This is a genomic window from Desertibaculum subflavum, assembly GCA_003576705.1.
Lineage (GTDB): Bacteria > Pseudomonadota > Alphaproteobacteria > Ferrovibrionales > Ferrovibrionaceae > Desertibaculum > Desertibaculum subflavum.
In genome coordinates this window covers 49,104-64,372 of record QOZS01000009.1, presented here as the reverse complement: position 1 = coordinate 64,372, position 15,269 = coordinate 49,104, and the positions used below count along the sequence as shown (strand labels likewise).

The following is a 15,269-nucleotide window of genomic DNA, read 5'->3' as shown; positions in this document are numbered from 1 at the left end:
GCGGTGCGCCGGCTTGCGCTAAGCAGGGGCGCCCTTCTTCGGAGCGAGAGCCCCCATGTCGGATTCCCAGCCGCTCGATGCCGCCATCGTCAAGACCCTGAGCGCGGTCACCACGGCCACCATCACCACGATCCTGCTGAAGAAGGGGCTGCGGAACGTGTGGATGCGCGGCGCCCGGCCACTGAAGGCGGGCCAACCGCGCCTGGTCGGGCGCGCCTTCACGCTCCGCTTCGTGCCGGCGCGGGAGGACCTGGCGACGCCGGAGAGCTGGTCCTCGCCGATCTCGACCCGCGCCGCGATCGAGGCGATGCCGCCGGGCTGCATCGCCGTCGCGGACGCCATGGGCATCACCGATGCCGGCATCTTCGGCGACATCCTCTGCGCCCGCATGCAGAAGAAGGGCGTGGCGGCGCTGATCACCGACGGCGTGGTCCGCGACGTGGCCGGCGTGCTCGGCACCGGGCTCCCGGTCTGGTGCCAGGGCGGGGCGGCGCCGCCTTCGGTCGCCGGCCTCACCTTCGTCGCCTGGCAGCAGCCGATCGGCTGCGGCGGCGTCGCGGTGTTCCCCGATGACGTGGTGGTGGTCGACGACGATGGCGCGGTGCTGATCCCGGCCGCCCTGCTCGACGAGGTGCTGGCGCAGGCGCCGGAGCAGGAGCGCATGGAGGCCTGGATCATGTCGGAGGTGGAGAAGGGCACCAAGCTGCCCGGCCTCTATCCGATGAACGCCGAGACCAAGGCGCGCTACGAGGCCTCGAAGAAGGGCTGAGCAGACCTATCACCTGGGCCGCTTCGCGGGCCACGCCGATCGATCATCTCCACGTTCACCGCCCGATCCACGACATAGAGCGGACGCCGGCGCACCTCGTCGTAGGTGCGGCCGATATACTCGCCCAGCACGCCGACGGAGATGAGCTGAATGCCGCCCAATAGCAGCACCAGGATGATCAAGGTCGGCACGCCGAGCGGGTAGTCCTGCTGGAAGGCCAGCTTCGAGACCAGGATATAGAGGCTGCCCAGCAGACCCAGGCCGGCGACGACAAGGCCGAGCACCAGGATCAGCGACAGCGGATAGGTCGAGAAGCCGACAATGCCGTTGAAGCCGATCTTCAGCGAGCCGAGATAGGCATTGTATTTGCGCTGTCCGGCATGGCGCTGGTCGCGGTCGTACAGCACCTCGCCCTGGCGGAATCCGACCAGCGCCACCATGCCGCGCAGGAAGCCATGCCCCTCGGAAAGCCAGCGCAGCTCTTCGACCGCTCGCCGGCTCATGATGCGGAAGTCGCCGGTATTGCGCGGAATATCGACCGAAGCGATGCGGTTGATGACCTTGTAGCCGGCCCAGGAGACCAGCCGCTTGGGGAGGGTCTCGCCGCGCCGCGAGCGCCGGCGGCCATAGACGACCTCGAACCCCTCGGCGAGCTTGCCGTGCAGATCGGCGATCACCTCCGGCGGATCCTGCAGATCCACGTCGATGACGGCGCAGGCATCGCCGCGGCAATTGAAGATGCCGGCGAGCGTCGCGGCCGGCTGCCCGACGCGGCGGCTGAACACTAACAGGCCGATGCGCGGGTTGGCGCCGGCCGCGGCGCGGATCACCTCTTCCGTGCGGTCAGTGCAAGGATCGAGGCAGAAAATGATCTCGTAGGGGCCGATCTTTTCTAGCACCGGGACGGTCCGGGCCAGGAAAGGTTCGATGCTGTCCTCCTCGTTGTAGACCGGCACCACCACCGAGATGGCAACCGCGCGACCGGGCTCAGCCATTGCTCGCTCCCGGCCGCGCCGCGGCGAGAATGATCGCAGCCGCCTCGGCGAGATCGGCGGCGTGGAAATCGGGGCGCGCCGCGCCGTGCAGGGCGCCGGGATGGTCGGGCGCGATCTGGATGGTGCGGGTGCCGGCGGCCTGGCCGCATTCGATATCGGTGTCGCGGTCGCCCACCATCCAGCTCGCCTTCAGGTCCACCGCGTGCCGCCGCGCCGCCTCGTGCAGGAAGAAGGGCGACGGCTTGCGGCAGACGCAGCGGATCGACAGCTCCGGCACGACGCCCTCTGGGTGATGGAAGCAGACGAAATCCTCGGTCAGGGCGGCGCCGCCGGCAACCAGGCCTGCCATCGCTGCCGTCTGCACCGCCCTCAGGTCGGCCATCGATGCCTTGCGTCTGGCGGCGTTCGGCTGGTTGGTGACGACGAACAGGGCGAATCCGGCTTCGCACAAAGCTCGCGCCGCCGCCGGTACCTCGGGTCGCAGCGCCAGATCGGCGACGCGCCGCGGTGCTTCCCAGAGCCCCGAATCGGCATAATGGACGTTACTGTTGATGACCCCGTCGCGGTCGAGGAAGACCGCGGGCCGAGATCGGCCAATGGTTGATTGCACGCGCGCTCCGCGCCTCGCGTCTGCTTCGGAATGCCCCGAGTCGCGGGACTTATAACGTGGTTGCCTGGTGCCGAGAAAGGCAATCGTTCCCAGGCCTGACGCCTTGCTGGGCCGGGGGTGATCCGGTACAGGGTTGGTTGGGCAAAGGCCTCGGCCGTCCGCCGTTTCGCCAGCCTTCGGGGCCATTTCGGGAGCCGCTGAAACCGCATGCGCTGTCTGGTCACCGGGGGAGGCGGATTCATCGGCAGCAATCTGGTCGACCGCCTGCTCGCCCTGGGCCACCAGGTGACGGCCTACGACAATTTCAGCACCGGACAGCGCAAGTTCCTCGCCGAGGCCGGGCGGCTGGCCGGCTTCCGCCTGATCGAGGGTGACCTGCTCGACGCCGCGGCGCTCGATGGCGCGATGCGCGGCAACGATTTCGTCTTCCATATGGCGGCGAATGCCGATGTGCGCTTCGGTACCGAGCATCCGTCGCGCGATCTGCAGCAGAACACCGTCGCCACCTTCAACGTGCTGGAGGCGATGCGCAGCCACGGCGTGCGCCGCATCGCCTTTCCCTCCACAGGCTCCGTCTATGGCGAGGCCAAGGTGTTTCCGACCCCCGAGGACGCGGCCTTCCCGGTGCAGACCTCGCTTTACGGCGCCTCCAAGCTCGCCTGCGAGGGCCTGATCGCCGCCTATTGCGAGGGCTTCGGTTTCCAGTCCTGGATCTTCCGCTTCGTCTCCATCCTCGGCGAGCGCTACACGCACGGCCATATCTTCGATTTCTACCGGCGCCTGTCGGAGGACCCGACGCGGCTGCACATCCTGGGCGACGGACGGCAGCGCAAGTCGTACCTCCATGTGCAGGATTGCATCGACGCCATGCTGCTGGCGATCGAGAAGGCGGACGATAAGGTCAACATCTTCAATCTCGGCGTGCCGGATTATGTCGAGGTGAACGATTCGGTGCGCTGGATCACGGCCCATCTCGGCCTCGATCCGGCGCTCAGCTATGCCGGCGGCGACCGCGGCTGGGTCGGCGACAACCCGTTCATCTTCCTCGACGTGAGCCGCATCATGGCGCTCGGCTGGCAGCCGCGGCTGACCATCGAGCAGGGCATCGTCCGCACGCTCGACTGGCTGCGTTCCAATGCCTGGGTCTACGGGCAGCGGCCATGAAAGTCTGCGTCCATGGGCTCTGGCATCTCGGCAGCGTGACGGCGGCCTGCCTCGCCGCCGCCGGGTTCGATGTCACGGGTCTGGACGACGATGCGGCGACGGTGCAGGGCCTGTCGGAGGGACGCCCGCCCTTGTTCGAGCCCGGCCTCGAGGATCTGGTGAAGCAAGGGCTGTCGGCCGGGAAGCTTCGCTTCGCCGCCGATCCGAAAACAGTCGCCGGGGCGCAGGTGGTTTGGGTCAGCTTCGATACGCCGGTCGACGAGGACGACCGGGCGGATATTGCGCATGTGACCGATCGGATCCGGTCGCTGTTCCCGCATTTCGGCGATGGCGTGGTCGTGCTGATCTCCTCGCAATTGCCGGTCGGCACCACGCGATCGCTGGCGGATGCCTTCGCCCTTGTCGCGAACGGCCGCAAGGTGAGCTTCGCCTATTCGCCGGAGAATCTGCGGCTGGGCCGTGCTCTGGAGGCGTTTCGCGAGCCGGGGCGAATCATCGTCGGCGGCGCGGAGGGCGCCGCGCGCGGCATCCTTGCCGATCTGCTGCGGCCGTATTCGACCAACATCCTCTGGGTTTCGCTCGAATCCGCCGAGATGGCGAAGCACGCGCTGAATGCTTTCCTCGCCACTTCGGTCACCTTCATCAACGAGATCGCCGCGCTCTGCGAGACGACAGGCGCCGATGCGGCGGAAGTCGAAGCCGCCTTGCGCAGCGAGCCGCGCATCGGGCCGAAGGCCTATCTGCGCCCCGGCGCCGCCTTCGCCGGCGGCACGCTGGCGCGCGACGTCGCCTTCCTGCAGACGCTCGCCGCCCGCAGCGGGCTGGAGCTGCCGATGATCGGCGGCATCATCCCGTCGAACCGTTACCACCGCGGCTGGCCGCTGCGGCAGTTGCGGGCGCGGCTCGGCGACCTCTCGGGCCGCCGCATCGCCGTGCTGGGCCTGGCCTACAAGCCCGGCACCGATGCGACGCGCCGCTCGGTCGCGGTCGAGCTCTGCCGCGACCTGCTCGCCGCCGGCGCGCGGCTTGCCGTGTTCGACCCGGCGGTGCGGCGGCTGCCGGACGAGATCGGCGCTGCCGCCCTGGCGGATTCCGCCGAATCGGCACTGGCCGGCGCCGAGGCGGTGGCGATCATGACGGAATGGCCGGAATTCCGGTCGCTCACCGCGACGGCTATGGTCGGCGGCATGGCGCGCGCGCTGGTATTGGATCAGAATCGATTCTTGGCGGCGGCGCTGGAAGGCCAGCCCGGCGTCGATTACGTGACCATCGGCAGGCCGACATGATTCTGGCAGGGCGCACGGCGATCATCACCGGGGCATCGCTCGGCCTCGGCGCTGCCATCGCGCGACGCTTCGTCGAGGAGGGCGCCTCGGTCGCGCTCTGCGCCCGCGACGGCACCGCGCTGGATACAGTGGTGGCGGCGCTGCAGTATATCGCCGTGCCGGGGCAGAAGGTGCTCGGCATGCCGGCCGACGTCGCCCGGACCGCCGATGTCGAGACGCTGGTTGCTCAAGCGATCGAGGCGTTCGGCGGCCTGGATGTACTGGTCAACAATGCCGGCGTCTATGGGCCGATGGGGCCGCTCGAAACCGTGCCGTGGGCGGCATGGGTCGAGGCCATCGCCATCAACCTGCACGGCACGGTCTATCCCTGCCGCGCGGTGCTGCCGCATTTCAAGGCGCGCGGGCGGGGCAAGATCATCAACATCTCCGGCGGCGGCGCCACCAATCCGCTGCCCAATATCAGCGCCTATGCGGCGTCCAAGGCGGCGGTGGTGCGCTTCACCGAGACCCTCGCCGAGGAGACCCGCGGCTTCGGCATCGATGTCAACGCGGTGGCGCCCGGGGCGCTGAACACGCGGCTGACGGACGAGCTGTTGCAGGCAGGCCCCGACAAGGTCGGCGCGGACTTCCATGCCCGCATGCAGCGGATTCAGCGGGAAGGCGGCACGCCGCTCGAGAAGGGCGCGGCGCTCTGCGCCTGGCTGGCCTCGCCGGCGAGCGACGGCATCACCGGCAAGCTGATCAGCGCGGTCTGGGACCCCTGGGCGGACCTGCCGGCGCATCGGGCTGATCTCGACGACAGCGACATCTACACGCTCCGCCGCATCGTGCCAAAGGATCGCGGCAAGCTTTGGGGCGATCCGTGATGCGCCTCGGCATCGTCGGCTGCGGCCTGATCGGCGAGAAGCGCGCACTGGCGGCGCGCGGGCATCAGATCGTGGCGGTCGCCGATCTCGATCTCGGCAAAGCGGAGAGGCTCGGCCAAAAGGTCGGTGCTATTGCGACCGCCGATTGGCGCAATGTGGTGCAGCTGGATCTCGACGCCATCGTGGTGGCAACCGCCCATGATGCGCTGTCGCCGATCGCGGTTGCGGCGCTGGAAGCGGGGCGCCACGTTTTGGTGGAGAAGCCGGCCGGCCGCAGTCTGGCCGAAGTCCAGGCGGTCGCGGCCGCCGCGGCGGCATCAGGGCGCCTTGCCAAGGTCGGCTTCAACCATCGATTCCATCCGGCGCTACTTCTGGCGCATACGATGCATGAAAGCGGATGGATCGGGCCGATCCTCTATATCCGTGGCCGCTACGGGCATGGCGGCCGGCCGGGCTATGAGACGGAGTGGCGCTGCGACCCCGCGATCTCCGGCGGCGGCGAGTTGGTCGATCAGGGCTCGCACCTGATCGATCTCGCCCGCTGGTTCATGGGCGAGCTCAAGCTCGACTATGCTCACACACCGACACTGTTCTGGAACGCCGCGGTCGACGACAACTGCTTTCTGGCGCTCCGGGGCGAGGGCGGCGCGCTGGCCTGGTTGCATGCGAGCTGGACCGAATGGAAGAACACCTTCTCCTTCGAGATCGCCGGTCGCGACGGTAAGCTGACCATCGACGGCCTCGGTGGCTCCTATGGCGTCGAGCGGCTCACCATCCACCGCATGCTGCCCGGGATGGGGCCGCCGGAGACGACCATCCACGAGTACCCGTTTCCCGACCGGTCGTGGGATGAAGAGATGCAGTCCTTCGCGCTGGCGGTGGAAGGGAAGGGGCCGCTCGTCGGCGGCATCGAGGATGCGGTCGCCATGCACGTCATCATCGACCAGGCCTATCGGCGGCACATGCCATGATCATCACCCGGAGCCCGCTCCGCATCACCCTCGGCGGCGGCGGCACCGACCTGCCTTCCTATTACCGCGAGCACGAAGGCTTCCTGATCGCGGCGGCGATCGACCGCTATGTCTACATCACGCTGCACCAGACCTTCGTCGACGACATGATCGTCAAGTATTCCCGCCTCGAGCGCGTGGCGTCGGCGCGCGAGCTGGAGCATCCGATCATCCGCGAGGCCTTCGACCTGGTCGGCCTGTCCGGCCGGTCGATCGAGATCACCAGCATGGCGGACATCCCGGCCGGCACCGGGCTCGGCTCGTCCGGCAGCTTCACCACGGCGCTGCTGAAGGCGCTGCATGCCCACCGGCGCAATCTGGTGCATCCGGAGGAGCTCGCCGAGCAGGCCTGCCAGATCGAGATCGAACGTCTGGGCGAGCCGATCGGCAAGCAGGACCAGTACATCGCCGCCTATGGCGGGCTGACTTGTTTCCGCTTCAACCGCGATGGCAAAGTCGATGCCTGGCCGCTCGCGGTCGACGTGGAGACGCGGAATAACCTCGAGGACGGGCTGGTGATGTTCTTCACCGGCTATTCCCGCAAGGCCTCGTCGATTCTGCAGGAGCAGGATACGAAGACCAAGGCGGCCGACGGCGACATGGTGGCCAACCTGCACTACGTGAAAGAGCTCGGGCTGAAGAGCAAGGAGGCGCTGGAAGCTGGCGACCTGCGCCGCTTCGCGGCCCATATGCACGAGCATTGGCAGCACAAGAAACGGCGCTCCGGCGCCATGTCGAACGGCCAGATCGACGAATGGTACGACCTCGCCATGGCGAACGGCGCCCTGGGGGGCAAGCTGATCGGCGCCGGCGGCGGCGGCTTTCTGATGTTCTACGCGGAGGAGAAGGCGCGTCTGCGGCACGCCATGCTCGAAGTCGGCCTGCAGGAGGTCCGCTTCCGCTTCGACTTCGAGGGCACCAAGACGGTCATCCAATGACGATGCCGCCGCTGGCGCTGCTCGCGGGGGGCCTCGCCACGCGCATGCGGCCGGCGACCGAGACGATGCCGAAATCGCTGCTTGAGGTCGCTGGCGAGCCATTCATCTTCCACCAGCTTCGACTGATCCGTGCCCAGGGCGTCGCGCGTGCGGTCATCTGTGTGGGCTTTCTTGGCGAGATGATTCGCGCGGCGGTGGGCAATGGAAAGCGCTTCGGCCTCGAGGTCGAATACGCCTTCGATGGGCCGGTGCTGCTCGGCACCGGTGGCGCCCTCCTGCAGGCGGCGCCGCTGCTCGGGCCGGAATTCCTGGTGATGTACGGCGATAGCTACCTGCCGACGCCTTTCGCTCCCGTCGTGGCTACCTTCAAGGCAGGGGGTGCCTGCGGGCTGATGACGGTGTTCCGCAACGAAGGGCGGTGGGATACCAGCAACGTCGAGTATGACGGCGGCCGAATTCGCGCCTACAACAAATCGCGGCAGACGCCGGCCATGCGGCATATCGATTACGGGCTCGGCATTCTCGCCGACCGTGCTTTTGTCAACCGTGCCACCGGCAGCAGTTTCGACCTCGCCGAGCTCTATGCAGAACTCCTGGAGCGAGGAGAGTTGATCGGCTATGAGGTCGCCGAACGCTTCTACGAAATCGGCTCGCCCGCCGGATTGCACGAGACGGACGTCCTTCTGAGGGGAGGCAAATCTTGAGCGTGAGCGGATACACCGCCAGCTATCTCGACGAGGCGGTCGAGATCATTCGCCGCCTCGACCGGCAGCAGATTGATGCCATGGTCGAGGTGATTCTTCGGGTGCGGAACGCCGGTGGCCGGCTGTTTTTTTTGGGCGTCGGCGGCAGCGCCGGAAACTGCTCGCATGCGGTGAACGACTTCCGCAAGATCGCCGGGGTCGAGGCCTATGCGCCGACCGACAACGTTTCCGAGCTGACCGCCCGCATCAACGACGATGGCTGGGAAGGCGTGTTCGCGAGCTGGCTGCAGGTCAGCCGCCTCTCGCCCAAGGATGCCCTGTTCATCTTCTCCGTCGGAGGCGGCAATCTCGAGAAGAATGTCAGCCCTAATCTCGTGCGTGCGCTCGAGCTCGCGAAGAGTGTCGGCGCCGCGGTGGTCGGCGTGGTGGGTCGCGACGGCGGCTATACTGCAAAGGTCGCTGATGCCTGCGTGGTGGTGCCGACCGTGAATGCGTCGACGATCACCCCGCATACCGAGGCGTTTCATGCCGTGGTCTGGCACCTGATCGTCACGCATCCCGTGCTCAAGACGAACGAGACCAAGTGGGAATCGACGCGTTGAGCCGCGTCACTCCGCGCGCCCCAGGGGGACACAATTGAACCGGACATTTCGCACCAAGATCTTCATGGACGGCGCCGATATCGACGCCATGGCGAAGGCCTACAAGGCCGGTACGGTGGCTGGTTTCACCACCAATCCGACTTTGATGCGCAAGGCTGGCATCACCGACTACGCCGCCTTCGCCAAGGCTGCCATTGCAGCAATTCCGGATCTGCCGATCTCCTTTGAGGTGTTCTCGGATGATTTCGCGTCGATGGAGCGCGAGGCGCGTATCATCGCGGGATGGGGCGGCAATACCTACGTCAAGGTTCCGATCACCAATACCCAGGGCGAACCTTCCTTGCCGCTGATCCGCAAGCTGTCCGGTGAGGGGTTCTCGCTCAACGTGACGGCGATCATGACCATCGCCCAGGTCAAGGGTGTGGTCGAATCTGTGCTTCCGGCCAGCCGCACGATCGTTTCCGTATTCGCGGGCCGCATAGCCGATGCCGGCATCGATCCGGTACCGGTGATGGTGGAATGCAAGAGGCTATTGGTTGGGTTGCCGAAAGCGGAGCTGCTCTGGGCCAGCCCGCGCGAAGTGCTGAATCTGGTTCAGGCGGACCAGATCGGCTGCGACATCATCACTATCACGCCCGATATCCTGGCGAAAATCCCGACCATAGGCCGCGACCTCGACGCCTTCTCGCTCGACACCGTCAAGATGTTCTACAACGACGCCAAGGCGGCGGGCTTCAAGCTCATCGGCACGTGATGACGGTCTCGCTGCTGCGGGATTTTCCGACATGATGAGGGGCGAGCTGGACAGGCGCAGTCGGTTCGCGCCGGTGCTCCCGTATCTGATATTGATCGCCGCGCCGTTGGCGATCTTCGGCTCAGCGCTCGCGAAGGGCCGGATCATTCTCAGCGATACGGATTCGCTGTTCGCGCACTATCCGAACATGCTGTTCGGGCTCCGCAGCCTGTTGCAGGGAAGCTTGGGGCTGTGGAACCCCTACATCTTCGCCGGCACCGATTTCTCGCAATCGATGCACCACCACATGCTGAACCCGATGTGGTGGATTCTGGTCCCGTTCGGCGAGAAGCATTTTCTGTTTGGCCTGACCCTGTTTGTCTTCGGTTGCTATCTAGCTTCCGGCTTCCTTGCCTTTCGCATCGCTCGCTTGTTCATCGAAGCCTGGCCCGCGACCATCCCGGCCGTGATATTCCAGATCTCGGGCTATGCATGGTTCACGACTACCGTCGATATCGCCGTCCCTATGTCGGTAGCGGCGCTGCTCAGCAGCTATATCGTTCTCACTTTCGCCAACCGGAGCTCTTTTGCCAGCTTCGCGTGGCTCTCACTCAGTCTGTTGCCGATCACGCTCGCGGGCCATGTCGTTTATATCGCGGCGTATCTTCTTGTTGTTGCCGGCGCACTCGTGGTTCGACTGGCGCTCGCGCCAAACTGGCAGGTGCGGAGCCGTGAGGCGGTGATCTTTGGCGTCGCTGCCGCCTTCGCGCTCACGATTTCGCTGTATCGTATCGTGCCGGTGATCGAATTCCTGCGACATGACGGTTCGGCGTTGACTGGCGGTCTGCGCCTTCCGGTATTGCCGAACGATGCGGGGTACTTGCTGCTGCCCGGCGTAGTCCCGGCGGCGTTCGGCTATACGCTGCATGATTCGCTGCGCATCAATGAAGCCCTTGGTGTCGACCTGCACATACAGTTCCATGCGTCGCTTTATTTCGGCGTCGTTGCACTGTTTTTCCTGGCGCTCGCGTTGACCGGTCGGGCGGGACAATGGGCGCGCATCGTCGGCTTCGCATGCCTGTTTCTGACGGCGGCGCAGACGCCCGTGGTTCCCGCCGCCGCCGACTTGGCCGCCTTGCTGAGTTATCCTGTGGTGCATGGGATCGTTATCAAGGCCGGCGCGGCCTTCATGTTCCTTTTGCTGATGGTCCTTGTCTGTCGCGCCTGCTTCGCCGAAGCAGGGCCGCCAATGGGATTGGCTGGTATCGGCGGCTTGTTCGCGATCGTGGCGATCTGCCTGGTGATGTTGATTCTATTGCACACCAAGGTCATGTCGGCAGGACCATGGCCTGATATCGCCCCGGCAATCACACTGCTGAGCGGCAAGACGGCGGTGGTGGCGCTCTTGGCTGGCGCGGTATATTTCTATTTGCGTTGGCCGCTCACCGTGCCGGGGCTGGCGCGGTTCACGAACGGCGTTATCGCTGTCTGCGTCACCCTGTTCGCAATCGCTGCGATCATAGTTTTCGCGACCAAACTGCGATCCAGCCATCTCGTCGGCTATGGTTTCGCCTACGAGGCATGCGGCGTCGTCTGGGCGGTGGCCACGTTGATGATTTGCCGGCGCTATGCCGCTCAGCCGCAACGTTTGCACATCGAGCGCCATGGCCGGCTGCTGATCGGTCTGCTGATCGTTGTGCTGCTTGTCCTATTGATCGATCTCCCGATGGGATCGATTCGGCGTCCGCGCACTGCCATCACCTTTGCCCCGCTTCTATCCGCTCTGCGCATCGTCGTCACCGCTGCGGCGCTCGGCGAAATCGTGATGCTGTGGTCGCACCATGCGGAGAGCAAGAGGTTTTTCCTGGTTGCGCTTTGCGTCCTTGCCTTCGGCGATCTGCAATCGTTCAATCGTACCTACGGCTTCATGGCTGCCGAGCCTTTCGTACGGCAATCGCGCGCCTATCCGCCGCCGGCCGCGGAGACGCCGACATGGCTCGGCGCGTCGGTGGAAGAGCGGCGGCGATCGGCCGTCAATTTTATTCCTGATCCGCCGGTTTCCGACACGTCGACCGCCGGCTGGCAGACAATCGGCGAGGCGCGGATCGCAACGGCCGCCGATGAGCGGTTCGAAGCGCCGGTGGTGCGACTGACAGCGGAGCGAGATGGCGCCGCGTCAGCGGTGCGGGAATTCGACGTGAATGTGCCCGTGAAGCGTGTCGCACTCGGCGGATGGGTGCGTGCTGTCGACGGGGGAGCACATCTGGTTCTACAGGGCGATGGCGCACCAAGGAAATCTGACGCCCATTCGGGGTCCGGCCAGTGGGAATGGCTTTCGACCTGGGTCGACCTTCGCCATCGCAACCTTGTCCGCATCGGTGTCGAGCGAGATGGGGCTGGTAGCGTGGATGCCACCGGGTTTCGCCTGGTGAGCGGGCGCAAGGTGGCGCCCACCATGTATCCGCTCGACCCGGCCGCGCTTAGCGCCGGTGCGAAGGTGACCGCAAATGACTTCGCCAACTACCGGGTCGATCGCCCGCACTTCCTGACGGGGCATCCCTTCGGTGAAGTGATCGCCAATATATCGATGCTATACGGTCTCCGGACCTATGGCGGCGTCGACAGCGACGTCCGCGCCGACCTCCGCAAGTGGCTCACCGCCTTCGCGCCGCCAGGTGCCGGTTGGATGCCGCGCTTTGGCATCCTGCCCAAGCTCGACAACGAGCGCGGCCTGGCGATCCTGGGCGTGCGCTACCATTTCGACGAAAATGGCCGGCCCTTCAGGATCACCGAGGCATTGCCACGCTTCGCACTGTTCCAAAACTACCAGGCCGTTAGCGATTTCGACGGTGCGATTGAGCTGTTGCGGCGAGAAAGCTTCGATTTCGAGACGACCGTCGCGTTGGAAATTGGTCAGGATGTGGTGGCCCCGCGGCAACCCGGCATGTCGCGGCAGAAGGTCGACTATCGCGAAATTTCTTTCGAGCATATCCTGCTTGATTTTGAAGCAGCGGCGCCATCTATCCTGCTGTTCAACGACGGCTACTCGCCGCACTGGCGAGCGGAATACAATGGCCGCGACCTGCCGATCTTTAGAGCGAACGGCAATTTCATGGCGGTGCTGGTGCCAGCAGGGCGGGGGGAACTCATCTTCCGCTTCCGGCCGGAGCCCTTCCTCACTTTGGCCAAGCTGGCCGTCGGCCTTGGTGCGATCCTTGGGATCTGTGTGTTCTTGGCCGCGCTGGGCGCGGTGCGCGGACAACGTGCCCATCGGGCCGCGGCAGCGGGTGTCGCTCCTGGTGGTGGCCGATGACGGCGCCTCGCCGTAGCGCGGCGGTGCCCGATGCCACGAAATGGCCGAAGCGGATTCCCCCGCTCACCGAGGAACAGCAGCGGATCCGCGACGAGTTCATGTATGTCTGGCACGAGCAGCATCTCACCAGGTTCACCCTGATCGAGCGCTTCAATCACGGCTATCCGGCGCGCCAGCGCCGGCGGCTTCCGGCGCAGATTCGCACGCTGGAGATTGGCGCCGGGCTTGGCGAGCACCTCGAATACGAACCGGCGGAGCCGGGCTATCACGCCGTCGAGCTGCGGCCGGAAATGGCGGCGAAGATCCAGCAGCGATTCCCGCAGGTCCAGGTGGTCTCGGCCGATTGTCAGGAGCACCTGCCGTTCGACGACGGCTATTTCGACCGGGTGCTGGCGATCCACGTGCTCGAACACCTGCCGAATCTGCCGGCCGCGTTGCGCGAGGCGCACCGGGTGCTGAAGCCCGGCGGCCAGTTCTGCGTGGTGATCCCTTGCGAAGGCGGGCTCGCCTACACGATCGCCCGCAACATCTCGGCGCGTCGCGTGTTCGAGCGCCGGTTCCGCATGCCCTATGACTGGTGCATCAGCTCCGAGCACATCAATGTGCCGGCCGAGATCCTGGCCGAGGCCGACCCGCTCTTCGAGATGCGGCACCGGTCGTTCTTTCCCCTGCTCCTGCCGGCGATCTGGATGAATCTCTGCATCGGCATCACCTTCGCGCCGCGTCCGGGCGTCTGATCGATGTTTCGCCTGCTCGGCCTGTCGATCAGCGCCGGCACCGTGCTTCTGCTCTATCTCCGCTTCGCCGATGGCTTGGGCGCCGAGCTGCGGCATCTTGCTTCCACGCTCGATATCACGACTTTCGCCATCGCGATCGGCCTTACGGCCCTGAACTTCCTGAGCGCGGGATTGCGCTATCGGCTGTTGCTGCAGAGCCTGACCAGCTCTGTGCCCTCGCTCGGCCATATCCTCCAGCTCAATGTCTGGAGCCTGCTGATGGCCCATGCGGCGCCGCTCGGCGGCGCCGCCGACGTGGCCCGCTTCGCCTATCAGCGGAATGTGCTCGGCATGAGCACCGGGCTCGCCGCCCGCAGCGTGATCCTCGACCGGTTGCTAGCGGTCTTCACCATGGCCGTGGCCGGCCTCGTTCTGCTGCCGCTGCAGGCGGCGCTCGGCGCACCCTTCCGGCTTTGCCTGATCCAGGCGGTGCTCTGGTTGCCGATCGCGCTCGGCTTTCCTTTGGGCGCATTGCTGGCCGGCCATGTCGCGCCGCGCATGTCCGGGCGGCTGGCTCTGCTGACCCGCGAGGTCGGCGAGATGTGCCGTGTCGTCGCCGCCGTGCCGCGCCTGGCCACGCAGCTTGGCATTGGCGTTCTCTATTGCGTGAGCTTTGGCCTGATTCCGTGGGTGTTGCTCAAGTCGGCCGGCGTCGATGCCGAGCCTTGGCTTTTCGTTGCGATCAGCCCTGCGCTGCTCTTCGCGCAAAGCTTCCCGCTCTCCTATATCGGCTGGGGCGTGCGCGAATGGGCGGTGATGCTGCTGGCGGGCGGCGCGACGGCAATCGGAGAGGGCGCGCTCGTCTCGGCCTCGGTCGCGACCGGTCTGGTGCTCTTCGTCTGCTCCCTGCCGGGGATTTTATTCTGGCTGCGGGTGCTCCGGAAATAGCGCGGCGATTCAGTCCGGACGCAGCACATAGGCCGTGAAGCGGTGCAATGAGAAATCGAAGTAGCGCTGCCGCGCGACCCGGAAGCCATCGAACAGATTGCGGTAGCCCGGCTCGTCGCGAATGAAACGGCCGCGATCCATGCTGAGAAACATCGTGCTGAGCCGTCGCCCCGGCGTGAATACCGGCTCCGCCACGATCAGCCGGCCGTCTCGCTTCAGCACACGCCGAACTTCCGTGAGGCAATCGCGGATCAGCTGGTCGTCCATATGGTGCATGACGCCGACGAACATGGCGAGGTCGAACGATTCCGAGGCGAAATCCAGGCGCCGCGCATCGGCGGCAATGAACTTTCCCAGCGGCGCCTGCCGCTGGGCGGTGGCGATGTAGCCCGGATCGATATCGACGCCGACATAATCGTGCCGCGCCATGTCGATGACGCCGCGGGCACAGGCGCCGGTCGAGCAACCGATATCGAGCACGCGGAGCGGCTGCGGCTCGAGCACGTCGGCGAATTCCGCCGCGACGGCGGAATAGTTGTTGAACAGCCGTTGCTGCAGCTCGAACACGGCCGGGTGTTCGAGCAGCCGGCCAAGGATCGGCGCGACCAATGCCAT

Annotated in this window: 15 protein-coding genes; 12 read left to right on the top strand and 3 right to left on the bottom strand. The window is 65.8% G+C overall.

What is annotated here, in order from left to right:
* The first annotated feature begins 55 nt into the window (after positions 1–55).
* Positions 56–769, top strand: a complete 714-nt coding sequence (locus DT074_RS06680; RefSeq protein ID WP_119419043.1) for a ribonuclease activity regulator RraA — start codon at positions 56–58, stop codon at positions 767–769.
* Here the strand turns inward: DT074_RS06680 and DT074_RS06675 are convergent.
* Positions 745–1,764 carry a glycosyltransferase family 2 protein gene (locus DT074_RS06675; RefSeq protein ID WP_119419042.1) on the bottom strand — a complete coding sequence of 340 codons (1,020 nt, stop codon included), beginning with the start codon at positions 1,762–1,764 and terminating at the stop codon, positions 745–747. The genes DT074_RS06680 and DT074_RS06675 overlap by 25 nt on opposite strands.
* Entirely contained in the window at positions 1,757–2,374 is a 618-nt protein-coding gene (locus tag DT074_RS06670) for a D-glycero-alpha-D-manno-heptose-1,7-bisphosphate 7-phosphatase (RefSeq protein ID WP_162914679.1), read from the bottom strand. The genes DT074_RS06675 and DT074_RS06670 overlap by 8 nt, the downstream gene beginning before the upstream one ends.
* A 207-nt stretch (positions 2,375–2,581) precedes the next feature.
* On the opposite strand from DT074_RS06670, the gene DT074_RS06665 reads away from it, so the two are divergent.
* From DT074_RS06665 to DT074_RS06615, 11 genes are read left to right on the top strand one after another with little or no spacing between them, the layout of a single operon-like run.
* Complete coding sequence (locus DT074_RS06665; protein WP_119419040.1) at positions 2,582–3,538, top strand: NAD-dependent epimerase/dehydratase family protein; 957 nt, start codon at positions 2,582–2,584, stop codon at positions 3,536–3,538.
* A complete protein-coding gene (locus DT074_RS06660) occupies positions 3,535–4,824 on the top strand; it encodes a UDP-glucose dehydrogenase family protein (protein ID WP_119419039.1) in 1,290 nt (429 codons plus the stop codon). Before DT074_RS06665 ends, DT074_RS06660 begins: the two co-directional genes overlap by 4 nt.
* Positions 4,821–5,690, top strand: coding sequence for an SDR family NAD(P)-dependent oxidoreductase (locus tag DT074_RS06655; RefSeq protein WP_119419038.1), 870 nt, complete (start codon positions 4,821–4,823; stop codon positions 5,688–5,690). Before DT074_RS06660 ends, DT074_RS06655 begins: the two co-directional genes overlap by 4 nt.
* On the top strand, positions 5,690–6,661 hold the full coding sequence (locus DT074_RS06650) for a Gfo/Idh/MocA family protein (RefSeq protein WP_119419037.1): 972 nt from the start codon (positions 5,690–5,692) through the stop codon (positions 6,659–6,661). Before DT074_RS06655 ends, DT074_RS06650 begins: the two co-directional genes overlap by 1 nt.
* The gene (locus DT074_RS06645) at positions 6,658–7,638 is read left to right on the top strand and encodes a GHMP family kinase ATP-binding protein (RefSeq protein ID WP_119419036.1); all 981 of its coding nucleotides are present in this window, start codon (positions 6,658–6,660) and stop codon (positions 7,636–7,638) included. Before DT074_RS06650 ends, DT074_RS06645 begins: the two co-directional genes overlap by 4 nt.
* A complete protein-coding gene (locus tag DT074_RS06640; RefSeq protein ID WP_368744498.1) occupies positions 7,635–8,342 on the top strand; it encodes a sugar phosphate nucleotidyltransferase in 708 nt (235 codons plus the stop codon). Before DT074_RS06645 ends, DT074_RS06640 begins: the two co-directional genes overlap by 4 nt.
* Complete coding sequence (locus tag DT074_RS06635; protein WP_438503667.1) at positions 8,339–8,944, top strand: SIS domain-containing protein; 606 nt, start codon at positions 8,339–8,341, stop codon at positions 8,942–8,944. Before DT074_RS06640 ends, DT074_RS06635 begins: the two co-directional genes overlap by 4 nt.
* A 34-nt stretch (positions 8,945–8,978) precedes the next feature.
* Complete coding sequence (locus DT074_RS06630; RefSeq protein ID WP_368744497.1) at positions 8,979–9,698, top strand: transaldolase; 720 nt, start codon at positions 8,979–8,981, stop codon at positions 9,696–9,698.
* 31 nt (positions 9,699–9,729) lie between these two features.
* On the top strand, positions 9,730–12,990 hold the full coding sequence (locus DT074_RS06625) for a DUF2339 domain-containing protein (RefSeq protein WP_119419034.1): 3,261 nt from the start codon (positions 9,730–9,732) through the stop codon (positions 12,988–12,990).
* Positions 12,987–13,727 (top strand): class I SAM-dependent methyltransferase, encoded by a 741-nt coding sequence (locus DT074_RS06620; protein ID WP_119419033.1) that lies wholly within the window; start codon positions 12,987–12,989, stop codon positions 13,725–13,727. Before DT074_RS06625 ends, DT074_RS06620 begins: the two co-directional genes overlap by 4 nt.
* Before the next feature lie 3 nt (positions 13,728–13,730).
* A complete protein-coding gene (locus DT074_RS06615) occupies positions 13,731–14,654 on the top strand; it encodes a lysylphosphatidylglycerol synthase transmembrane domain-containing protein (RefSeq protein ID WP_119419032.1) in 924 nt (307 codons plus the stop codon).
* Positions 14,655–14,663: 9 nt separating this feature from the next.
* Here DT074_RS06615 and DT074_RS06610 read toward each other — a convergent pair whose 3' ends face one another.
* On the bottom strand, positions 14,664–15,269 hold the full coding sequence (locus tag DT074_RS06610; protein ID WP_119419031.1) for a class I SAM-dependent methyltransferase: 606 nt from the start codon (positions 15,267–15,269) through the stop codon (positions 14,664–14,666).